Annotated in this window: 14 protein-coding genes; 11 read left to right on the forward strand and 3 right to left on the reverse strand. The window is 39.9% G+C overall.

Annotation, left to right across the window (positions count from 1 at the left end; translation table 11 throughout):
* Positions 1–283 precede the first annotated feature (283 nt).
* Entirely contained in the window at positions 284–1288 is a 1005-nt protein-coding gene (locus tag GSQ19_RS00115; RefSeq protein WP_011320780.1) for a metallophosphoesterase family protein, read from the forward strand.
* Positions 1289–1717: 429 nt separating this feature from the next.
* The gene (locus tag GSQ19_RS00120) at positions 1718–2431 is read left to right on the forward strand and encodes a response regulator (protein ID WP_011320781.1); all 714 of its coding nucleotides are present in this window, start codon (positions 1718–1720) and stop codon (positions 2429–2431) included.
* Positions 2432–2433: 2 nt separating this feature from the next.
* Here the strand turns inward: GSQ19_RS00120 and GSQ19_RS00125 are convergent, their stop codons facing one another.
* The 3 genes from GSQ19_RS00125 to GSQ19_RS00135 form a co-directional block, all read right to left on the reverse strand.
* Entirely contained in the window at positions 2434–2580 is a 147-nt protein-coding gene (locus GSQ19_RS00125) for a hypothetical protein (RefSeq protein WP_153228404.1), read from the reverse strand.
* Positions 2581–2642: 62 nt separating this feature from the next.
* Positions 2643–3821 carry a DUF1822 family protein gene (locus GSQ19_RS00130; RefSeq protein ID WP_011320782.1) on the reverse strand — a complete coding sequence of 393 codons (1179 nt, stop codon included), beginning with the start codon at positions 3819–3821 and terminating at the stop codon, positions 2643–2645.
* Positions 3822–3829: 8 nt separating this feature from the next.
* On the reverse strand, positions 3830–5038 hold the full coding sequence (locus tag GSQ19_RS00135; RefSeq protein WP_011320783.1) for a sigma-70 family RNA polymerase sigma factor: 1209 nt from the start codon (positions 5036–5038) through the stop codon (positions 3830–3832).
* A gap of 368 nt (positions 5039–5406) precedes the next feature.
* Between GSQ19_RS00135 and GSQ19_RS00140 the strand changes: the two genes are divergently transcribed.
* The 9 genes from GSQ19_RS00140 (at position 5407) to GSQ19_RS00180 (ending at position 24683) form a co-directional block, all read left to right on the forward strand.
* Positions 5407–11529 carry a non-ribosomal peptide synthetase gene (locus GSQ19_RS00140; protein ID WP_041456350.1) on the forward strand — a complete coding sequence of 2041 codons (6123 nt, stop codon included), beginning with the start codon at positions 5407–5409 and terminating at the stop codon, positions 11527–11529.
* A gap of 163 nt (positions 11530–11692) precedes the next feature.
* Positions 11693–12715: a TauD/TfdA family dioxygenase gene (locus tag GSQ19_RS00145; RefSeq protein WP_011320785.1), complete on the forward strand. Its 1023-nt coding sequence runs from the start codon at positions 11693–11695 to the stop codon at positions 12713–12715.
* Between the two features lie 221 nt (positions 12716–12936).
* Positions 12937–16974 (forward strand): non-ribosomal peptide synthetase, encoded by a 4038-nt coding sequence (locus GSQ19_RS00150; protein ID WP_011320786.1) that lies wholly within the window; start codon positions 12937–12939, stop codon positions 16972–16974.
* 11 nt (positions 16975–16985) lie between these two features.
* A complete protein-coding gene (locus GSQ19_RS00155; protein WP_011320787.1) occupies positions 16986–18302 on the forward strand; it encodes an MFS transporter in 1317 nt (438 codons plus the stop codon).
* Positions 18303–18789: 487 nt separating this feature from the next.
* On the forward strand, positions 18790–20016 hold the full coding sequence (locus GSQ19_RS00160; RefSeq protein WP_011320788.1) for an ABC exporter membrane fusion protein: 1227 nt from the start codon (positions 18790–18792) through the stop codon (positions 20014–20016).
* Between the two features lie 22 nt (positions 20017–20038).
* Positions 20039–21196 carry an ABC transporter permease DevC gene (devC, locus tag GSQ19_RS00165; RefSeq protein WP_011320789.1) on the forward strand — a complete coding sequence of 386 codons (1158 nt, stop codon included), beginning with the start codon at positions 20039–20041 and terminating at the stop codon, positions 21194–21196.
* A 395-nt stretch (positions 21197–21591) separates the two neighbouring features.
* Positions 21592–22287 carry a DevA family ABC transporter ATP-binding protein gene (locus GSQ19_RS00170; RefSeq protein WP_011320790.1) on the forward strand — a complete coding sequence of 232 codons (696 nt, stop codon included), beginning with the start codon at positions 21592–21594 and terminating at the stop codon, positions 22285–22287.
* Between the two features lie 90 nt (positions 22288–22377).
* The gene (locus GSQ19_RS00175) at positions 22378–23868 is read left to right on the forward strand and encodes a serine/threonine protein kinase (protein ID WP_011320791.1); all 1491 of its coding nucleotides are present in this window, start codon (positions 22378–22380) and stop codon (positions 23866–23868) included.
* Between the two features lie 269 nt (positions 23869–24137).
* Positions 24138–24683 (forward strand): acyl-CoA synthetase family protein, encoded by a 546-nt coding sequence (locus GSQ19_RS00180; protein WP_041456353.1) that lies wholly within the window; start codon positions 24138–24140, stop codon positions 24681–24683.
* The last annotated feature ends 23 nt before the right edge of the window (positions 24684–24706 follow it).

Here is a 24706-nt window from a genome sequence, read left to right on the forward strand (position 1 = left end):
GCGCAGATTTAAGCAATTTGGCAGGGTTTCAAGAAGTTTAACATAAGGCTGACTTGGCTGCACCCCTCGCATCTCCAACAACAAAACATTCGTTTTGAGCGATCGCGCAAAGGACGGTAATGGATCTCAAATTCTGCTTGAGTTATATCAAGGTGTCCACTGATAAAATTAACAACCTTTTTACTTCTCATCTGCTGGCTTTTCATATCTTCACAACTTTTGCCTATATACTACAAGAAGTAGTATATAGGCTACACTAAATTTATTCGATTAAACTTGAGTTATGCGAACAATTGTAGTTGGCGATATTCATGGTTGCTATGCAGAATTGCTTCAACTATTAGCCAAAGTAGAAATTGCAGAAGAAGATTGTTTAGTCTCTTTGGGGGATATTGTCGATCGCGGGATTGACTCAGTCAAGGTGTATGATTTTCTCAAAAATCGTCCTAATACCATCGTCTTGATGGGTAATCACGAACGCAAACATCTCAGGCAAACTCTTTCCTACTCCCAGGAAATTGTCAAATTACAATTTGGCGACAGCTATGACGAATTTTTAGAATGGATTAGTCATCTACCCTATTATCATGAAACCGAATCGGCAATTTTCGTTCATGCTGCGGTGGAAGATGGTATACCCATCGAGGAACAAAGGGAAGAGGTTTTATGTGGTTGCACTGCGGGTGAAAAACACCTGGGAAAACGCTACGGAGATAGTTCTTGGAGTCAGTTATATACTGGTGTTAAGCCAGTAATTTTTGGTCATCGCGTTGTTGGAGATCATCCCCTCATAATTCCCCAAAAAACCTACGGTATTGATACTGGAGCCTGTCATGGTGGGACATTGACAGCCATAATTTTACCTAGTTTTGAAATTGTTCAAGTACAAGCAGCTAAAGACTATTGGCAAGAAGAGATAGTTAAATGGCAGTTGCCAGTGATGAAGGCTAAACCCTGGGGTAGTTATAAGTGGGAAAAAATTCAGGCGATTTGTGACGAGTTTAGAAACTCTGCAAATTCAGAATTATCGGCTTTTATTGCCCAGAAGGAACAGTGGATGTACGATTTACTTGCCCTTGCTCCCAAAATAATCTTGAAAGTAGAGGAAAAACTGGCGGAATTGATTTCTGTTTATGGTAACGATGGGTTCAAAAAACCAGCTCGTTGTTTTACCTATGCCACCTTACTATATCAAGCTAATGCTAGCAATCTGACAAGCAAATTTCTCCAACAAGCCCTGCCGACACCAGATAAGTGGTTGCAAATCATGAAGGAATTGGAAGTTTAGCCTGGTAACAGGTGTACTTATCCCCAAACGTTACACTCAAAAATTTCATCGTCTACTAGAAGCTCACCCAGTAGATAGCAAGTTATATAAACGTTTAATGTCGGCTGAAGAAGCCATTTATGATGGGAGATGGGATGATTTAATGCGACAAAGTAGTGCTTGTGGAGTGAAGCGTTGTTTACCGCCGAAGGCATCGCTTTGGCTCATCAAAAGCTTTAACCTTAGAATTATTTAATAAATTTTTTAGATTTGCTCTCAGATTGCACTTATTCTCTAACTAAGGAAAGATGATTTAACTTGATAGACCCATCTAGAGATGAATAGAAACAAGCAGACTCAAGCATTACAATGCTAACAATCGATACAAGCTCTACTGCTGTTGAAAGAGAGCTTTTGTGTCTAATAGGAGCGAAAATGTGAGGTTGGGCAATGAATAAAATCCGCGTAGTTTTAATTGAAGATCATGACCTGACACGAATTGGTCTACGTGCTACTTTGCAAAAATTAGATGGCATTGAAGTCATTGGTGATGCTAGAGATGCTGCCTCTGGTCTGAAGTTGCTTAAATCTACTCAACCAGATATTGCGATTGTTGATGTGGGCTTGCCTGATATGAGCGGCATTGAGTTGACTCAACACTTTTTCAACTCAATGGACACACAACAAACCCCTCAAACCAAGATTTTAATTATGACCATGCAGGATAGTGAAGATACTGTTCTAGCAGCCTTCGCGGCGGGAGCAGATTCTTACTGCATGAAAGATGCCAGTACTGATAAATTAGTAGAGGCTTTGCATCTGACTGTTAATGGTAATTCCTGGATCGACCCAGTAATCGCTCGGATCGTTTTACAGCAGACCCAAAAAGCTACAACTGCTGCCAACGCTCGACCAGACACGGTAGCGATTAATGGCTTGTCACCAGAATATAGCCACATTGTAGAAACATATCCGCTCACTCGAAGAGAATTAGATGTCTTAAAGCTGATTGTAGATGGATGCTCTAACGCTGTGATTGCCGAAAAACTCTACGTTTCCGTAGGTACAGTTAAGACTCACGTTCGCAATATTCTCAATAAGTTATGTGTTAGTGATCGGACTCAGATAGCTGTTCGTGCTTTACGAGCTGGATTAGTTGCTTAAAGCTAAATCTCTAAATGGCTGTTGGCGTAGACTATACCTGCAATTGGTGACAACGTTGCCCGCAACTCCTGTTTATAAATCTTACGCTGTATTTCGCCGACGATTTTGATCTTCATACATTTTTCTACAGCCAGCTTGATAACAGGCATTAGTTAATAACCAATGGTCTGTATGTCGTTTTTCTCCAAGTCATGATGAGCAACTGCATCTTTCAAAAAAACAAAATTTCGTGTTCAAAATCTTCAGGAGTTGGCTCTATTTCCCATACCAATCCTTCCTCAGTATCACCCAGTGCCACTTCCAGGTATAGCTTATTTACTGGAGTATTAGCCTGTACTTGATTGCCATAAAATGGTTGTAAATTTTCTGTCAACAGTCGTAATTTTATTCCCTGGGCAATCATTTCACCTCTCATTGCATTTTGTAATTCAAATCGCCAGACTCTATCTGTAATACTATTTTTTGCCTTGACTCGCAATTCATATTCTTGCCCAGCAATAGTGAGTGTTCGCACTAAAGTTGGTAATTCAGTTTTTGATTCTAAACCTCTAGCTCCTGCAAAATTTGACTCTAGCTCGACACTATGCCAGCCGAATGCTTGTGCAAAATCCGATACACCAGCTTGCAACCATTGGGTAATTGACCACTTTTGTTGTTGTCCTTGACGCTGTTCATACAAATGTTCCCGCCAACCGCCATGTTGTAGGAGCGCACCCCAAGTGGGAAAGGGTACTGCTAGACGGGGTAAAATTAGAGCCGGATTTCCGAGACGTTGCAGTAAATTTTGTGCTTGCGCGATCGCTAACTCTTGTAAAGGTACTGTTTCTTCAGAACGTGTGGGTTCTTCCACACAAAGTTGACTTGCTATCCACAAAATACCAAGATTAGCAATCAAATTCTCTCCATCCACACAGTAGGCGCGATCGCTTGCGTCATAAGTACCCATACTCTTCAGTAGCGCATGGGTGGTGTATCCCCAAATCCGGATGCAGCCTTCTTCGAGATTTACTTGTACGGCTAGGTAATAGTCTGCTGTCCAACTAGGAATATCTACCCATTCTTGTGGAACGCGCAGTTCGCTTAAATCAACTGCTTCCGTAGGAATTAATACCATACGTTTTGTCCCGAAAGAAATCCCAAAACCATTGACTACTTCCCAAACACTGGGTAGCGCAGCCAGTCGGGGAAAAGGAGTCGCATCGGGATTGTGTTCGGCTTGTAGCCAAGGTAGAAAAGTGTTCAGGCTCAAGCGATTGAGATAGGCACTCCACCGCCGACTATCTGAGGAAAAAGCTTGGCTTTGCTGCCAAATTTTTTTTTGCTCAGTTTCCGAAATTTCTAGCCATAAGTGTGTAGAGTTTTTGAGAGCCAGTGCATCTAAGCTAACCATAAGAATTGCTATTGTGATTCAGAGAGAGAACGGTGATAGTAAGTTTGTAACCATTCTTCGAGAATGGTGCTTACATAGTTGAGTACCAGCGAGTTTAAAGAAATATGCAGCGATTGTTGACTCCACGTTACAAGTTTGAGGAGCAAAAAATCTTTGACTTTAGCCAGCCTACGAGAAATGGTGTACTGCTTAATTCCTAGCTGTTGAGCAATCTGCTGTTGAGTTAAGCCTTCTCTGTAGTAAAGTTGGATGATATTGTGGGCTTCTGGATCTAGTTCAGTTAAAGCTGTAACTAGGACGTTGCTAATTTGCGCTTGTTGTGATTGTCGGTCGAGCAGTTCTTCTTGAGCCAGAATTTCTGTCATCAAGGACTCCTGCTTGAGTTGCGGTACTATATCTATATATTCATCTCCAGAATTTTCCTCCCCTACTGAGACATTCAGGGAAATCATATTGGGGTATAAATAATCTCTTACGGCTTGAGCAGAAATAATCAACCATTTCTCTATGGTTTCTCGACTGCACTCTGGCCCTGGTTGTGAAAGTTGGGTTTGACGTTGGAAATTATAAAGTTGAGCGATCGCTGTCCATGTGGCATCATCTGGTCTAGATAATTTGCGAGTACCGACAATTTGCTTAGGAGCGTATAACGCTTGATAGCATTTCCACGCTAATACATAGCGTTGGATAACATCCTCATGGATTCCCTGATTTTGTAAAGACTCTACTAGCCGCTTTTGAGTTAACTTTCTTAATAATCGCCAATTAGTACAAATATCAATTTCGTTTTGCGATCGCAGCATTTCTTTGAATTCGCTGCTAAAAATCGCACTAGCATAATTTTTCAGGTTAAAGTTCAGGTTGGGTTTAAACCCTTTCAACACCTTATCAACCCGAATGATCACCATTTGAAAGCAGTCAGATAGTGTGTGTTGGGTAGAGGAAAGATTAGTAACTATTTTGTGAACAGCCCAGTAACAGACTTCTTGTAAATAAGCTGAAAAATGTCCCCTGGCTAAACCATCAGGTTTCTCTTGCCATACTTTATACCAGTAACACACCCAAAAAGATTCGGAATTTTCTGGCTGTGAAAGACGTGTTTGACAGTTAATTAGATTTCTGTGCAGTCTAGCATCAACTTCCCAACTAATTGCTTTGTCAGTATCGAATTGCAAGAAGGTCGTAAACTGTTCAGTGATATTTTGACGTGAACGCATAACTTAAAATTAATTATTTTTGTATAAACTTATACATAAAATTGAAAGTATAAAGAAAACTTGAACAGTACTTGTGTCTAGTTTATTATACTTAGGGAATTTTGCTAGGAAGAAATATTGGCTTTGCCAAAAAAATAAGTGGGACTTCGGTTTTTATCTCCAATAGCTGCTCAAATTCGCTTGAAAATTACCAGACAAGCTGAAGCTATGATCAATGCGTCCAAAATCAGCAGAGCCAAAAAAGATATTTTCGAGAAGTGAGTGCATAAACTCAATTGAGCTTACCCTATAGAAATTTTGACCGGCACTAGCCACTTAAGTTGTGTGACTTGACCAAAGTTACCTGTTTAAATTCCAGCAATAAATATATGAGTGAATTACTAAAGCGTTTGGAACAGCTATCGCCTCAAAAACGCGAACTTGTTCTGCAAAAATTGTTAGCACAGCAATCTTCTACAATCAACAATAAACCTAAATTGCCGCGCATTGAAGCTGTTAGCAGCGACAAATTAATACCTTTATCTTTTCCCCAACAAAGACTTTGGTTTCTTGACCAAATGGAGGGTAATAGTGCTGCATATAATATGGCGGCTGCGGTAGAAATTACTGGCAATCTGCAAGTATCTATCCTAGAAAACATCATTGCCGAAATCATTCAACGTCATGCCATTCTCCGGACTAACTTTAAAAACGTTGATGACAATGCTGTTCAGATAATTGCACCTCATCTCACAATAAATATTCCTGTAATTGACTTACAAACATTGCCAGTAGCAGAACAGTTTGCCGAGGTAGAATGTTTAGCGATCGCGGAACAATTAAAACCTTTTGACTTAGCGAACGATTGTTTGTTACGGGTGACGTTGCTACAGTTAGCCCCAGAATCTTATGTGTTGCTGGTCACAATGCACCATATTGTTTCTGATGGCTGGTCGATGGGGGTATTTATTCAAGAATTTTCAACTCTGTACACCGCTTTTTCGCAAAATCAACCTTCTCTACTGCCAGAATTAGCCATCCAATATGCTGATTTTGCTCATTGGCAAAGACAATGCTTGCAAGGTGAGGTATTAGAAAATCAACTCAACTACTGGCGGCAGCAGTTAGCAGGTATTCCCCCCATCTTAGAATTACCTACAGACCGCCCGCGTCCTCCAGTGCAAACTTTTCAAGGTCAAACTTTATATTTTGAACTCGACCAAAATCTCACCAAACAACTAAATATCCTGTGCCAAAAGTCAGGGACAACCATGTTTATGACCCTGATGGCAGCTTTTGCAACTTTACTGTACCGCTATAGTCGCCAGTCAGATATTGTCATCGGTTCTCCTATTGCTAACCGCGATCGCCAAGAAACATTTCCACTAATTGGTTTATTTGTCAATACTTTAGTGCTGCGAACTAATTTAGAGGGGAATCCGAGTTTTGCAGAATTACTGCAAAAAGTCAAACAAGTGGCTTTAGATGCCTATGCTCATCAAGATGTACCTTTAGAGCGATTAGTCGAAGCTTTGCAACCAGAGCGATCGCTCTCCCATATGCCATTGTTCCAAGTGGCGTTTGCGATGCAAAATGCACCGATGGGTAAATTAGAATTACCCAACTTGAGTTTAAATCTCTTAAAAATCGAAAATCGCACAGCGAAATTTGATCTGGCGCTATCAATGCAAGAAACCGAGTCAGGACTTTTAGGAGAATGGGAATTCAACACCGATCTATTTGATGCTACGACGATTAGCCGCATGGCGAGACATTTCCAGACTTTGCTGGAAAATATTGTGGCTAATCCTCAACAACGAATTGCGGAAGTATCATTATTAAGTGCTAGCGAGCAGCATCAATTACTTGTAGATTGGAACAACACCACCACTGATTATCCCCAAGGTAAATGTATTCATCAGTTATTTGAAGAGTGGGTAGAACAAACACCAGATGCGGTGGCGGTAGTCTTTGAAAATCAGCAAATTACCTACAAAGAGTTAAATCATCGCGCCAACCAATTAGCACACCAATTGCAAACCTTGGGTGTCAAACCAGACGTATTGGTGGGGATTTGCGTTGAGCGTTCCCTAGAGATGATAGTAGGATTATTGGGAATTCTCAAAGCAGGTGGTGGGTATGTACCTTTAGATCCTAACTATCCGAGCGATCGCTTGGCTTTTATGCTCAATGATGCTCAATTACCAGTATTATTAACACAACAGCAATTAGTAGAGAAATTACCAGAGCATCAAGCGATCGCAATTTGTTTGGATGCAGACTGGAACGAAATTGCCAAAAATAATAGTTTTAATCCCACCAGTACAGTTACCACTGCCAATTTAGCCTATGTAATTTATACCTCTGGATCGACAGGCAAACCAAAAGGCGTGATGGTAGAGCATACTGGGTTATGCAACTTAGCCAAAGCGCAGATTCAGACTTTTGATGTGCAAACATCCAGCCGGATTCTTCAGTTCGCCTCCTTTAGTTTTGACGCTTCTATTTTTGAAGTTGTGATGGCTCTGGGAACGGGAGCTAGACTTTATCTGGGAACAAAAGAATCTTTATTGCCTGGTTCATCATTAATTCAGCTATTACAAAAATACGGTATTACCCACATCACCTTACCACCCTCAGCTTTAGCGGTCTTACCTGCTGATGAACTCCCAGCGTTGCAAACCATCATCGTAGCAGGAGAAGCTTGTCCTCCCGATTTAGTCGAGCGTTGGTCTCGTGGTCGTCGTTTCTTCAATGCTTACGGCCCGACAGAAGCCACTGTTTGGTCAACAGTTGCAGAATGCAGCAGCAACAGCACTAACAAACCCCCCATTGGTCGTCCAATTACCAATACACAAATATATTTACTCGATCAAGATTTGCAACCTGTACCTGTTGGTGTTCCAGGCGAACTGCATATTGGTGGTATTGGATTAGCCAGAGGTTATCTCAACCGTCCTGAGTTGACACAACAAAAATTCATTCCTCACCCCTTTAGCAATGAACCAGAAGCGCGACTTTACAAAACAGGCGACCTCGCTCGCTACTTAAGCGATGGCAATATTGAATACTTAGGACGTATCGATCATCAAGTGAAACTACGCGGCTTCCGTATTGAATTGGGAGAAATTGAAGCTTTACTCAGCCAGCATCCAGGAGTAATCCAAAATACACTGATCATCCGTGAAGATATCCCTGGTAGCCAACGTTTAGTCGCTTACACAGTTGCCAATCCCGACCAAATACCAACAATTAGTGAACTGCGACAATTCCTCAAGGAACGGCTACCTGAGTACATGGTTCCTTCGGCTTTTGTGATGTTAGATACTCTGCCTTTAACACCAAACGGCAAAGTAGACCGCCGTGCATTACCTGCGCCAGAATCCCGTCCTGAGTTAGCAGTTAACTTTGTTGCTCCACGTACTCCACAAGAAGAAAAGTTAGCTGCGATTTGGGCAGATGTGTTGAGATTACAGCAAGTTGGGATTCATGATAACTTCTTTGAAATTGGTGGCGATTCTATCCTCAGCTTGCAGATTATTGCCAGAGCCAACCAAGCCGGAATTCAACTCAATATCAAGCAGTTATTTCAGCATCAAACAATTGCTGAGTTGGCTGCTGTGGCAAATACAATACCAAGTATCACGGCAGAACAAGGTTTAATTACAGGTTCGTTACCCTTAACACCGATCCAGCATTGGTTTTTTGACCAGAATCTACCGCAACCAGCTTATTTTAATCAGTCGGTGTTATTGGAAGTACCAAATGACCTGAAACTAGAAATCTTGGAATCAGCATTGCAGCAATTACTATTACACCACGATGCTTTACGGTTGAGATTTGTCCAAGAAGGGGAAAGTTGGTCACAGACTCACGCGGATGCTAATGCTACAGTAGCTTTAACTTGTGTAGATTTGTCAGAAAAAGCCCCACAAGCACAACAAACAGCCCTCGAAACTACCGCAAATCAGCTACACGCTAGCTTAAATCTGTCCCAACAGTTAATGCAAGCTGCCCTGTTCCACTTCGGTGCTACACAATCTGCTCGGTTGCTGATTATTGTGCATCACTTAGCTGTGGATGGTGTCTCTTGGCGAATTTTGGTAGAAGATTTATTTCATGCTTATCAGCAACTCAATCGTGGTGAAACAGTTCAACTACCAGCTAAAACAACTTCCTTCAAAGAATGGTCACAGCGATTGACTGAATATAGCCACTCAGAAGCACTTGCAGGGGAACTCGACTTTTGGCTAGGTCAGTCATCCGGCTCTATAGCTTTGCCTGTAGACTATCCCCAAGCGGTTAATACTGTGGCTTCATCTGCACAAGTTTCGGTATCTCTCGATATAGAAAAAACTCGTGCTTTGCTGCAAGAAGTTCCTGCAATTTACAACACCCAAATCAACGATGTCTTGTTAACTGCTTTGGTACAAAGCTTTGCTCAATGGACTGGTGAATCTTCCCTACTTGTTGATTTGGAAGGTCACGGACGAGAAGAACTGTTTGCAGACATCGATTTATCACGCACTGTCGGCTGGTTTACTTGCCTGTTCCCAATTAAATTAGAATTGGCAGCGATCGCCAATGTGGGTAAAACCTTAAAATCCATTAAAGAACAATTACGCCCTTGCCAAAAACGGGGTATTAACTACGGTATTCTCCGCTATCTCAACCCCAACCCCGCAATCCGCCATCAACTCACAACTGCACCCCAAGCACAAGTTAGTTTCAACTACTTGGGACAATTTGACCAAGAGTTATCGGAATCTGGCGCGTGGAAATTGGCTCAAGAGTCTGCGGGTAATGAACAAGGTATATCGGGCGATCGCACTCACTTATTAGAAGTTAACGCCTTAGTAGCATCAGGTAAGCTGCAACTGAATTGGACTTATAGCCAAAACATTCACCAAACATCTACTATTGAGGCTTTAGCAGCTGGTTTCATCAATGCACTTACAGAGATTATCCATCACTGTCAGTCTACTGATGTTGGCGGTTATACACCTTCAGATTTTCCCGAAGCTGAGTTAACTCAGGAATATCTGGACAATTTAGTCGGAGAAATGGCAAACCGTGACACAGCCAGTCACAAGAAAAATATTGAGTCGATTTATCCACTTTCCCCGATGCAGCAGGGTATTCTCTTCCATAGCCTGTATGATCCAGAGTCCGGAGTATATTGCGAACAACTAAGCTGCACGCTTCACGGCTCTATTAATACCACAGCATTTGCACAAGCTTGGCAACGTGTAGTTGAGCGTCATTCGGCTTTGCGTACCTTCTTTGTTTGGGACAATCTGGATCAGCCACACCAAGTTGTTTGCAAAACTGTCAATCTACCTTTTGCGGTTGATGACTGGCGTTCTCTATCGCCTACCGAGCAACAAGAAAAACTGACAGCTTTTCAGGAAGCAGATAGAAACAAGGGTTTTGAACTTAACCAAGCTCCCTTAATGCGTTGTAGTCTCATTCAGACAGCAGATGATACTTACGAATTCGTCTGGACATTCCATCATTTGTTGATAGATGGATGGTCTTTACCTGTCGTGGTTCAAGAAGCTTTTGCTTTCTATGAAGCTGCGAATCAGGGGCATGATTTATATTTAAAAACACCTCGTCCCTTCCGGGATTATATAACTTGGTTGCAACAACAAGACCTTTCCCAAGCCAAAGAATTTTGGCAGCGATCGCTGCAAGGTTTTACAGCCCCAACTCCGCTCATGGCAGATAAATCTATTGTTCACAATTCCCAACAACAGCAGACTTATCACGAGCAGCATATTCAATTACCACAAGCATTAACAACTCAACTGGAATCTCTTGCTAGACAAAATCAACTCACTCTTAACACTTTAGTACAAGGAATTTGGGCGCTATTACTCAGCCATTACAGTAATCAAAAAGATGTAGTATTTGGCACAACTGTATCTGGTCGTCCCCCTGCACTTGTCGATGTAGAAACTATGGTAGGGATGTTTATCAATGCCTTACCAGTCAGGGTACAAGTATCAGAGGATGAGCAAATATTACCTTGGCTGAAAGATTTACACACACGGCAAGTAGAACGGGAGCAATACTCTTACACTCCCTTAGTGGAAATTCAAAGAGTAAGTGAAATAGCTAGCGGGACACCAATGTTTGAGACTAACGTCGCCTTTTATAATTACCCAGTAGATCCTGCTTTGCAAAATTCTAGTAGCGGCTTAAAAATTACCAACATCAGTAATTATGAACGCACAAAATATCCTTTGATGTTGGTAATTATGCCTGGTGAAAATATATCTGTGGGACTAAGTTATGAAGGAAATCGCTTTAATCACGAAACTATTGCGGATATTCTAGAAAACTTTGCAACTGTAGCCAATAAAATTACTGAACAACCTGATGCCAAGTTACAAACCGTAGCAGAAATTCTTGTCCAAGCAGACAAACAAAAACAACTCATTAAAGACCAAAAACTGGCAGCGACAGCAATTAATAAATTGCACAAATTCAAGCGTAAATCAGCTTAATTTACCGTATTTGATGACCAAGAATGATTTTTACCAAAGCAGAGATGCAAAGAATATGTTCCTATCTTGAGCTTTAATTCTTTATATCTCTGACACTCTTTTCATCTGATCATCTGTGCCTAGAACGTAAAACCAACAAATCTATTAACTAAAACGAATCAAAATGAATAACGTAGAATTACCAACAAACAGTATTAAAAAACTACAAATTGGCAAACGCAAAGTAGTTGAAAAATTAGTCAACATAGAACCACTCAACTCAGATAATCCTTTACCTTTAGTTATTTCCCCTGCTGTAGATGGGATGAATTTAATCAATTGGGCGCAGCAGAATCGTGATTTAATTGAAACTAACTTACTGAAAAATGGTGGCATACTCTTTCGCAATTTTCATGTTAATACAGTTGAAGATTTCCAAAAGTTTGTGAAAGTAGTATCCACCGGAGAACTCTTAGATTACACCTATCGCTCAACGCCACGTACAGAAGTCACTGATAAAATCTATACTTCAACTGAATATCCCGCAGATGAAATCATTCCACTACATAACGAAAATGCTTACTCTCCCGTTTATCCCATGAAGATATGGTTTTTCTGTGTGAAAGCATCAGAGATTGGCGGAGAAACACCAATCTCTGATAGCCGTAAAGTGTTTGAACGCATTAACCCGTCCATCAAAAAACGGTTTATAGAAAAGCAAGTCATGTATGTGCGAAATTATGGCGATGTCGATTTGCCTTGGCAAGAAGTTTTTCAAACTACAAATAAATCTGAGGTAGAAAGTCATTGTCGCCAGTTAGGCATTTCTTTTGAATGGACAGGGAACAATACTCTCAGAACTAGCCAAGTGTGTCCAGCTGTTGCCAAACACCCGAAAACCAGTGAAATGGTATGGTTTAACCAAGCCCATTTGTTCCATATTTCCAGTTTGAAAGCAGAAGTGCGCGAATCATTATCTGCATTACTCAAAGAAGATGATTTTCCCCGCAATGCCTATTATGGTGATGGTTCTCCCATTGAAGTCTCGGTTTTAGACGAAATCCGGGAAATATATCGCCAAGAAGCAGTAATTTATCCTTGGCAGGAAGGAGATGTGTTAATGCTGGACAATATGTTGGCTGCACATGGAAGGATGCCATTCGTCGGGAAACGAAAGATTGTAGTGGCGATGGCGGAACCTTGCTGATCATTCTAGGTGCGTTAACACCCTACTTATTATGCTCCCAAATGCTTATTCAGTAAGTATTTGGGAGTTTTTATTTAAAATTCGGCGAATGGAAGCATAAATTGATTTTCCTACTCCTATTAAAACATTGATGCAGGTGTTTTGCTTCAATTTACATAACTTGTATCACCAGTATTTATTAATTTAATTGACGTTTTACTCTCACAAAGGATTTCAATTTTATGCACACTGAAATGACTAATCTGATTCGTATTTCTCCTCAACAAAAGCATTTATGGTTACAACAAAAAGATAATTATCAAGCTTACTGTACACAAATTGCTATTAATATCACAGGGAATCTGAACTCAGATATTCTGAAATTAGCTTTAGCAAATCTTAGCGATCGCTATGAAATATTTCACACTGCTTTTCATTCTTTACCAGGGATGAATATCCCATTCCAATCAATTAGCGATGCTCCAACTTACAACCATATTTCCCTAGCAGAATATGATTGGAGTCGTTTAAGTTCTCAGGTACAAAAAGCCAAAATCGATACACTTTTTCAAGATACCAGCCTCCGAGTTTTTGATTTTGAACAAGCGACAAATTTACATTTTATCTTAGGGAAGCTAGCGACAGATCAGCATATACTGTTTATCAGCTTGCCTGCTTTATATGCAGATAAGACAACACTCAACTATCTTATATGTGAAATCGGTCGTGCTTATACAGCTTGTTTAGATGGCGAAGAAATTTCTGAGGAAGTAATGCAATATGCAGATGTCTCTGAATGGCTGAATGAATTATTAGAATCTGAGGATACAGAAACAGCTAGAAATTATTGGCAACAACAAGATATTTCTTCTGTGTTAAATTTGCGAATTCCTTTTGAAATCAAAAATGATCATCAGTCATCCGGAGAAATTAGCTTTGCACCTCAGTCGCTGTGTTTAGCGATGAACCGCGATACAGTAGAAAAACTAGAAATTCTCCAAGAAAGTTATCATACTTCAACAGAAGCTATTTTATTAGCTTGTTGGCAAGTGCTACTGTGGCGGTTAAGCGGTCAGTCGGAAATTGTGATTGGGGCGGCTGGCGATGGACGCGAATATGATGAATTAAAAGGAGTTTTTGGACTTTTAACTAAATATTTACCGATTCACTCCCGCTTAGAGGATGCTTTAAAATTCTCAGAACTGATGGAAAGAGTTTCTGAGTCTTTGCGGTTTGTAAAAAAATGGCAAGAGTATTTTAACTGGGAGAATTTCATCTCTACTAATGAGAAATTTGCTGCTCGCCCCTTTTTCCCATTCTGCTTTGATTTTACACAACAGTCACAGAGCTATGTAAATGGAAATATTGCCTTTTCGGAATATAAAAAATCTGCCAACATCGACAAATTCCAAATTAAGCTATCTAGCGGTTATAGCCAAGATAATTTGGTGGTGAATTTTGATTACGATGCTAACTTATTTTCGGAGGATAGTATCAAAATTCTCGCGGAACAATATCTAACATTAATCGCAAGTGTCACTTATAACCCAGAAGCAGCAATCATTGATTTAAATATGATCAGTGAAAGCGATCGCCAGAAATTATTGATTGATTTTAACAATACAAAAATAGAGTTTCCCCACGATAAATGTCTTCATGAACTATTTGCCGCACAAGTAGAACGTACCCCCAACAACATCGCCGTTGAATTCAATCACGAATCCCTCACTTATGCCCAACTAAACGCCAAATCCAACCAGCTAGCGCATCATCTCCAAAAATTAGGAGTAAAACCAGAAGTATTGGTGGGAATTTGTGTAGAACGTTCCTTAGATATGCTGATTGGTATCCTGGGTATTCTCAAAGCTGGTGGTGCATATATACCATTCGATCCCACCTATCCCCAAGAACGACTGGGATTTATGTTAGAAGATGCTCAAATTCCCATCCTGTTAACGCAACAAAGACTGGTAGATAAATTTGTTGAACATAAAACCCAGATAATTTGTCTGGATCGAGACTTACCAGAAAATGCCACCCTCAGCATTGACAACCCTGTCAGCAATGTTACATCAGAAAATTTAGCTTATATCATTTACACCTCTGGTTCTACAGGAAAACCCAAGGGAACGATGATTCCCCACAGAGGCTTAGTTAACTACCTGAGTTGGTGTACAAATGCTTATGCGTTAGCCCAAGGTTATGGTGCGCCAGTACAATCTTCCATCGGGTTTGACGCGACAATTACCAGCTTATTCTCACCGTTATTAGTCGGAAAAAGGGTTGTATTGTTACCTGAGAAGGAAGAAATTGAAGCCTTGTCAGCACTTTTACAGTCTGATCAAAACTATAGCTTGGTGAAAATTACACCAGCGCACCTGGAAATGCTCAATCAAATGTTACCTAACCATAAAGGTGTCACGGAAACAAGAGCATTAATCATCGGTGGTGAAGCATTATTGGGTAAAAGCTTGAACTTTTGGCGCGATAATGCCCCAAAGACCAGAATCATTAACGAATATGGCCCCACCGAAACTGTTGTTGGTTGTTGTGTTTATGAGGTTGATGAGCAAACTTCTTTATCAGGTGCAATTTTAATTGGTCGCCCCATTGCAAATACTCAACTTTATTTGCTGGATGACAAGCAAAAACTTGTACCAATCGGTGTTCCCGGCGAATTATATATTGGTGGTGCAGGAGTAGCTAGGGGCTATCTCAATCGTCCAGAATTAACACAACAGCGATTTATCCCTAATCCTTTTAGCGATGAACCTAATTCTCGCCTATACAAGACAGGAGATTTAGCGCGATATTTACCTGATGGTAATATTGAGTACCTCGGACGCATTGACCATCAAGTGAAAATTCGTGGTTTCCGTATTGAATTAGAAGAAATTGAGTCCTTACTAGCCCAACATCCCCTAGTAAATGCTGTCACTGTAATTGCGAGAGAAGACCAACCTGGAGATAAGCGGTTGGTAGGCTATATTGTACCGAAAGAGCAAGCCCCCACCAGTAGCGAACTGCGCCAATTTTTACAGTCCAAGTTACCCGAATACATGATACCCTCTGCCTTTGTGATGCTAGAGGTCATCCCTCTCACCACTCATGGTAAGGTAGACCGCCAAGCCCTACCGCAACCCGATACATCCCGTCTAGATACACTCAAAGTAGAATTTATCGCACCACGCGATCGCCTAGAACTAAAATTAGCCAATATTTGGGAAAATCTACTCAATGTCCATCCTATAGGTATCAAAGATAGCTTTTTTGAACTCGGTGGTCACTCTCTGCTGGCTGTGCGCTTGATGGCTCATATTAACCAAGAGTTTGGTAAAAACTTAGCCTTAGCCACACTTTTCCAAAACCCCACAATCGAAAAATTGGCTAATCTGCTTCGCCAAACATCAGAAATCTCATCTTGGTCTCCCTTAGTAGAAATTCAAACAGGTAATTCCCAGTATCCTTTCTTCTGCTTACCTGGAGGCGGTGGTAATGTCCTTTATTTACATGAGTTGGCGCGTGATTTAGGTTCTGAGCAAACATTTTACGGTTTACAAGCGCCAGGTTTAAATGGAGAATCAGACCCCTTGACTAGTGTTGAAGAGATGGCGGCTTATTACATCCAGGCTATACAAAGCGTGCAGCCGGAAGGGCCATATTTTCTCGGTGGTCACTCCTTTGGGGGTATTGTGGCCTATGAAATAGCTCAACAGTTAGTCAAATCCGGACATGAGGTGGCTTTAGTGGCGATTTTAGACGCTCCAGCCCCAGTTGCTAGTGACAAACCTATATATATTGATGTTGATGATGCAACGCGATTGACCGAAACTGCTCGCCTGATTGAACGTTGGGCAGGTAAAAGCTTAAATATCAGCTATGAAATACTCCAGCCACTAGAACTCGACGCACAATTGGAATATCTCAAAGAACAATTAATTGCCGTTGGTTTACTCCCGACTGGTACTGAGACAAAGCAAGTGCGTGGGTTGGTGCAAGTGTTCGAGACCAATCTGCAAGCTAGTATCAAATATTCACCACAGGAAGTTTATCCCCATCGCCTGACACTGCTGCGGGCTAGGGAAGTGAACGCAGAGGATGCGGCACTATTAACTGAGTTGCGCCAAGATCCCGCCTGGGGATGGGGTCAGTTTTCGACTGAAAAAGTCGATATTCACATTGTTCCAGGCGATCATATGACGATGATGACTCAACCCCACATCTCATCGGTTGCCAAACAACTAAGAATCTGCATTGAGCAAACAAATGTAGGTTCATGAGGAGTGTCGAAATGACCCAACATCCAAAAAATACAGGAATGCAAACTTTTACCATCATCTGGTTTGGACAGATGATTTCCCTCATCGGCTCGCAGCTAACTAATTTTGCCTTGGGTGTATGGGTATACCAGCGAACTGGCTCAGTCACACAGTTCGCCTTGATTTCCCTCTTTACCAGCTTGCCCATGATTCTGATTTCTCCCGTAGCTGGCACGCTGGTAGACCAATTCCCCCGTCGTTGGATGATGTTATTTAGTGACTTAGGAGCAGGTATTTCTACGGGGGTAATTGCAATTTTGTTAGCTACAGGCGATTTGGCTACTTGGCATATATACGTGGGTGCTGCTATTAGTTCCTGCTTTGGTGCTTTTCAATGGCCAGCTTATACAGCAGCTACTACCTTGCTTGTCCCACCAGAAAAACTGGCACGAGCTAACGGTATGTTGCAAGTGGGGGAAGCCGCAGGTCGGTTAGTTGCACCAATGTTAGGAGGTATACTGCTGCTGTTTCTGGAAATTGATGGCATTATCTTTATTGACTTTGCGACATTTCTGTTTGCTTTGAGTACTCTGTTACTAGCTCCGTTTCCCAAGCAGTACATTGATAGACATCGCGCGGAAAAAACTCCTTGGTTGAAGGAAGCATCTTCCGGTTTGGTCTATCTAGTTAACAGAAGAGGACTGTTTGCACTACTACTGTTCTTTGCTGTGAACAATTTCCTAGTGGGAATTGTGCAGATGCTAATTACGCCGCTAGTATTGTCCTTTGGTTCGGCTACAGACTTGGGGACAATTATGACTACTGGCGGTATCGGAATGCTAGTAAGCAGCATCCTTGTCAGTACCGTGAGAATGCCACAGTATTTAGCTCTCAGTATCTTTACTTTTATGCTGCTAGGTGGGATCTGTATTACCTGTGCAGGGTTTTACCAATCGATTTTAGCCTTAGCGCTGATAGCTTTCCTGTTTTTCTTTGGTCTACCAATTATTAACAGTTCAGCCCAAGTTATTTTTCAAAAGAAAGTACCATCTAGTCTGCAAGGTCGAGTTTTTGCGACAATAGGAGCGATCGCTAACGCATCACAGCCTTTGGCTTACACTGTCGCTGGGCCATTAGCGGATAAAATCTTCGAGCCGTTAATGGCTCAGAATGGGCTGTTAGCAGAAAGTATGGGAAAAATTATTGGTGTTGGTCAAGGACGTGGTATCGGTCTGATGTTTATCGTGATGGGAATACTCACCGTATTGGCGACGATTATCGCCTATCAGTATAAACCATTGAGACTTGTGGAAAGGCAACTGCCCGATGCCATGAATCCCAGTTGCTAGTACCAGTGTAAATTCAAAATGAATCTTCCAAGGGAATAGTGCAAGTCATACCATTTCACTTTTAGGGGATGCAGAGAAAGCAGAACAAGCAGAGGGAGTTATACCAATTCAAAATTCAAAATTCGTCTTGGAAAGTTTGCTCAACGGGGGGAACCCCCGCACCGCAACTTTCCGCAAAATTCAAAATTAAGAAACCTATATTTTGCAAAGGTTTCTGGGTTCGGATTTGTATCAGAATTTTAGTGAAATGGTATTAGTCGTCTCAGGATTTTTGTGAAATGGCATAACCAGGCTAATTCTCCCTGTTTCCTGTTCCATTTCTCAAGTATCTAGTCAAGCAACTGCATAAAACAATTGGGTTACCCCCTATCAAGATAAAGGAGCAAATCAAGTTAATTAATGCTCCAGAAAATTAGCCGAATAACCAGAATAATCACGAATTACCCACACCCACAATCGCAAGCATATTAATTGAGGTTAACCTCCAATGGACATTTTTCGCAAACCAATAAAATTTGATCCAAAATCCAAAAAATTGACACTAGCTTTCATAGTTCCTGTAGGATTAGCGGCTATTGGTGTACCAGCATATATTTTTGCTACTAGCTCAAATTTTACTTGGCAATCTACAAAGCAGAGTCATGTGACCCCAAAAGTTGTAGTTCAAAAGCCTGTAATCCCTACAGTGGCAGCTTTAGGACGTATTCAAACCAAGGATAAAATCATTAACTTATCTGGGCCATCAGCTTTGCAGACTGCCAGGTTAGATCAGGTTTTGGTCAAAGAAGGGGATAATGTTCGTCGCGGACAACTCATTGCTGTGTTGGATAACGTCAGTCAACTGCAAACAACTCTAGCAAAAGCCCAAATGGGTGTTCGAGTTGCTCAATCACAACTAAGTCAAGCCCAAGCAGGAACTACAAAACAAGGAGAAATTGCTGCTCAACAAGCACGCATTGCCAGTTTACAAGCCCAGTTTCAAGGGGATATTAACATTCACAAGTCTAAGATTGCTGGCTTAGAAGCACAATTGAGAAATGCTGAAACGGAATATGGACGTTTTCGGTCGTTGTATGAGCAGGGTGCTATATCTGCGGTCACAAAAGATACTAAATTACTAGCCGTAGAAACTTTGCAAGCACAACTCAAGGAAGCTCAAAGTTCTCTCAACCAAACTTTATCATCGTTTCCCAAACAGATTCAAGAAGCTAAAGCTAGTTTGGCAGAGTTAAAAGAAGTTCGTCCTGTAGATGTGCAGGTGGCTCAAAGTGAGTTAGAAAGAGCCAAGGCTGCTGTTTTAGAAGCAAAAGCTAATTTAGCCCTAGCTTATGTGCGATCGCCCATGAATGCAAAAATTTTAAAGGTCAATACTTTTCCAGGAGAAACTATTAGCGAAAAGGGCATAGTTGAGTTAGCTCAGACTCAACAGATGTATGTTGTTGCAGAAATTTATGAAACTGATGTTAGCAAAATTAAAATAGGTCAAAAAGCAGAAATATCGAGTAAAGCACTACCTAAAGGCATGATTGGAACTGTGGAAAAAATCGGTGTCCAAATAGGTAAGAGAAATGTGGTAAACAATGACCCTTCAATCAATATAGACTCAAGAGTTGCAGAAATCAAAATTCGTTTAGACCCGGCTGATACTAAGGAAGCCGCTAATTTTATTAATCTGCAAGTTGATGTCAAAATTAAAAACACTACTACCGTTTAAATTTATATAAAAATCTTAAATTATGGCTGCTATTACTCCCGTTGCTTGGTTACAACTAATTCATCGTAAACCTCGTTTATTAGTTACCATTACTGGCGTTACTTTTGCAGTAATGTTGATGTTCATTCAATTGGGTTTTAGAGACGGACTTTTTGAAGATGCTGTTGTATTTCATAAACAAATTCAAGCGGATTTAGTATTACTGCATCGTGATACAGAGCGTTTTTTTGATATGAAGGTGTTTCCGCGACGCTATCTGTATAACATCTCGGCTGTGGATGGGATAGAATCGGTTAATCCTTTCTATTTTTCGGTTACTAACTTCAAAAATCCTGAAACTTTTGTCAGCAGACCAATTGCGATCGCTGGTTTTACACCTGATCAACCTGTGTTTAATTTACCAGAAGTCAACCAACAAGCAGAAGTAATTAAAGCTGCTAATACCATATTATTTGACCGACTGTCTCGACCTGAATTTGGTTCCATTGTTGAGAATTTAGAGAAACATGGCGAAGTAACAACAGATGTATCCAATCGCCAAATTAAAGTGAGAGGATTATTTTCTCTAGGAGGTGGTGTAATGACAGCAGATGGTGTGATTATCACCAGTGATTTAACCTTTTCTGAAATTTTAAATCACCCATTAGAAAAAGTGCAGATGGGAGTGATTAAAGTTAAACCTGGTGTTGACCCACAAAGTATCATCAAAAAAGTCTCACAAGACTTACCTCAAGAACTAAAAATTATGACTCTAGCAGATTATATCCAACTAGAGAAAGATATTTTAGCACAATCCACACCCATTGGATTCATTTTTAATATGGGAACAGTTATTGGTTGTGTATTCGGTGGGATTATTGTTTATCAAATTCTCTACACACAAATTTCTGATAGCATATTTATCTACGCTACATTTAAAGCTATTGGATATGCAAATTCATACCTAGTAAAGGTAGTTTTACAACAAGCATTTTTAATGTCCTTAATTGGATATATCCCTGGGTTCGCTATTTGTATGTATCTCTATAGCTTTGTTCAAGAAGCTACTCGTCTACCGATGATTATGACTATCACTAGGGGGGTGATGGTGATGTTACTCACAATTATTATGTGTTCTATTGCTGGGATGCTAGCGATGAATAAACTACGTTCTGCTGATCCAGCCGAACTTTTTGGCTAAATTCAAGTCCTGCTTTCCCTTCAATGTTGGATTTGAAATTGTCAATTTTAGATTATATTGTTCAAGCTAAAATCCTGTTTTAAAAGTTACATCTGTCTCTGAATCACTACACTAACGCAAAATCTAAAATCTAAAGTTCTGCTGTTTTTGGCTTTATAAAATAGAATTCAGAAGTCAGGAGCCAGAATTCAGCATAAATTCTGTGCAAGTGACGGATGAATATTGGTTTAAAACCGAGTGGAATTGTGGGCGAAAAAAAAATCAAATACCCTTCCTCATTTAAACTCCATCCCGTTATGGGTGGAGTATTGTGAATTCTGAATTCTGTCTTCTGACTCCTTTTTATCGCCACAACAAATACTGATGCAGTTTAATTGAATTTTTAGGTCATAATCATGTCTCAATCTTCTATCATCTCTGTTCAGCACCTTAACCACTACTTTGGTAAAGGTTCATTACGAAAACAGGTTTTATTTGATATTAGTTTATCAATTAATCCTGGTGAAATTGTAATTTTGACTGGCCCTTCTGGTTCTGGAAAAACAACTTTGTTAAGCCTGATGGCTGGTTTACGGAGTGTACAAGAAGGTAGCGTTAAAGTTTTTGGTAAAGAAGTATATCGAGCTGGTAATAAAAAGTTACTGCAACTACGTCGTCAAATTGGATATGTGTTTCAAAAACATAACTTAGTTCCCTTTCTCACTGCTAGCCAAAATGTACAAATGACTATGGAATTAGCTCGTAATATGTCTCGTAAAGAAATGTGCTGTCGAGCAGAAGCTATGCTGGAATTAGTGGGTTTAAATCACCGTATTCATTATTATCCAGATCAACTTTCTGAAGGACAAAAACAACGTGTAGCATTTGCACGGGCATTAGTTACTCAACCCCAATTAATTCTAGCTGATGAACCAACAGCATCGCTAGATAAAAATAGCACTCAGATAGTCGTTGAGACATTAAAAGAACGTGCCAAATATCAAGGCTGTTCCATTCTTTTAATCACTCATGATAATCGCATTCTGGATATGGCTGATCGCATCATTTATATGGAAGATGGTTACTTAAAGAATGATGTCCGTGCTGCTTAATTGATTTACTTAGACATTCGCGCACTGTACATTGTCTGCATAATTCTTGAGGATGCAACACTATTAAATAAAAAATCATGTTTACGCCAAATGAATAACGTATTAGAGATGATTACCGAAATCGAGCCAGGAACTTTAATATACGGTCGTTACCAGATTCAGAAGTTGCTTGGTAAGGGAGGATTTGGACGAACTTATCTAGCATTAGATAATCAGCGATTTGATGAACCCTGTGTGTTGAAAGAGTTTGTCCCCACAGCATCACAAGAAAAAAATGTTTGTAAATCGAAAGAGTTGTTTGAGCGTGAAGCAAAGGTTTTATATAAGCTTAAGCATCCTCAAGTTCCTCAATTTTTAGCTTGGTTTACGGATAGCGATCGCACTTTTATTGTGCAGGAATATATTGATGGTAGAACTTATTCTGAAATTTTATTTGAGCGTGTCTCAGAAACAGGTCAGCCTTTTTCGGAAATAGAAGTGAGAACATGGTTGACAGATGTCTTACCAGTTTTAGATTATCTCCACGATCGCAAGATCATTCACAGAGATATTTCACTGGAGAACATCATGCTACCTCATCATCAATCGAAACCTGTGCTAATTGATTTTGGCGCAGTAAAAGAGAATGTAACTCAACTTATGTCTCCTGATTCCATAAATTTTTATAACTCCATTCACACTTCCGTCGTGGGTAAGTATGGCTATTCTCCGCCTGAACAGTTGCGTTTAGGAATTTCCTATCCTTCTAGTGATATCTATGCACTTGGTGTTTGTGCAGTTGTACTATTAACAGGAAAAATGCCACATTTGCTCTTAGACGAATCACTAAATTGGCAATGGCGATCGCAAGTCAATATTGCTGATGATTTAGCAGCAATTATCGACAGAATGCTGATAGAATCACCCACTGCACGCTTCCAATCAGCTAAAGAAATTATTCTGAAGTTAAATAAGCTCCATAATAATTCCCCTACTGTAACTCAGGTTGAATTCAAAATTACATCTCCCATAGAAGCAATTAAAACTCGTCAACAAGAAAAAGAGACCAACAAGGCATTAGAAGAGTTATTAATTTTACAAAATCTAGAACGCACCCTGAGACAATATCATGATAAATTGCCAAAACCTATTTATCTCAACTTAGATTTACCAGAGTATATGGAGAAACACACAACTCCTGCTAGTGAATCTTCTGGTTGTGCTTTTAAAAAAACTTCTAAAATAGCTGCAAAAATTATTAATATTTTTACTAGAAGAGTTAACAGACATATAGTAAGAAAAAGTGAAGCTACTAACGTAAATTATATTCAGATTAATACACATGATTTTTTAGAAAAAACATCTATCAATCGTAACTCGCAGATTTTGGAAGTTATTAAAAAAGAATTTACAAATTTTATTGGCCCAATCGCCAACTTAATTATGAATAAGGTATTAGTAACTTTTCCAGATTGTTCTGCTAATCAACTTATAGAAATTTTAGCAGCATCAATTCCTGACAAAATAACAGCAGAACGGTTTCAAAATGATACACGTAAACTCATTATATCAAACTTGTATATCGTAAAAACTAATGAATAGCTTTTTTATATCGATTTAATATTTAATACTCAACTAGGCTAATTACCAGCCAAAAAACCACGGGTAAATACAGATAAGTCTATGTTTATCTGTATTTACCTGTGTTTCTTTCTAGATGTAAGTCTATTGTTTGATATTGGGAATTATTTTTTGAGAAGATTCTTTTTCTAGTGCATAATTTCACGATGTTGATCCGTAATATATAATATCGCTGATTTAAATTCTCAAATGAATTTTTTGGAGTTAATTTCACAATGAAGTAGGAAACAATGAATTATTTAGTATTAATTGAGAATGCCCAAAAAGAATTACCTCACCTGGTTAATGAAAGTAACCTCAAACAAGAATCTATCAAGAACATAATTAGTATTCGAGGTTGCAATCATTGTACTCAAACTATTGAACAATGTGTGAAACAAAGCCATCCATCTCTACGACCAAATGCTGGAGTGGCATTTTCTGTGGAAGTTAATGATAAAGAACGATTAGTAGTTGTTCAAGAAGTAAAGAAAACTTATTCTCGGATTCTCAATGTCGATGAAGTAATTAAAGCTATTCGCACTGCTCTTTTAGAAGAATATGGATTACAAATTTATGCTGTGGTACTTCTGAAGACAGGTAGTTTACCCAAGAAATCAGATAGAAAGATTGACCGTCATGCTTGTCAGCGTGCTTTTCTCAATGCTAGTTGGGATGCGATACATACTTGGACAATAAATCCTCAACAAGATTTGCAGCAACTACAAATAGATGTAAATGCTTTGTTAGAAAACGTACAAATGTATGTTCAGCAAGCACAGTTCAAGGTTTCTTAACTTTATTATTAATTATCAATTCT

Source organism: Trichormus variabilis 0441 (assembly GCF_009856605.1).
Classification (GTDB): domain Bacteria; phylum Cyanobacteriota; class Cyanobacteriia; order Cyanobacteriales; family Nostocaceae; genus Trichormus; species Trichormus variabilis.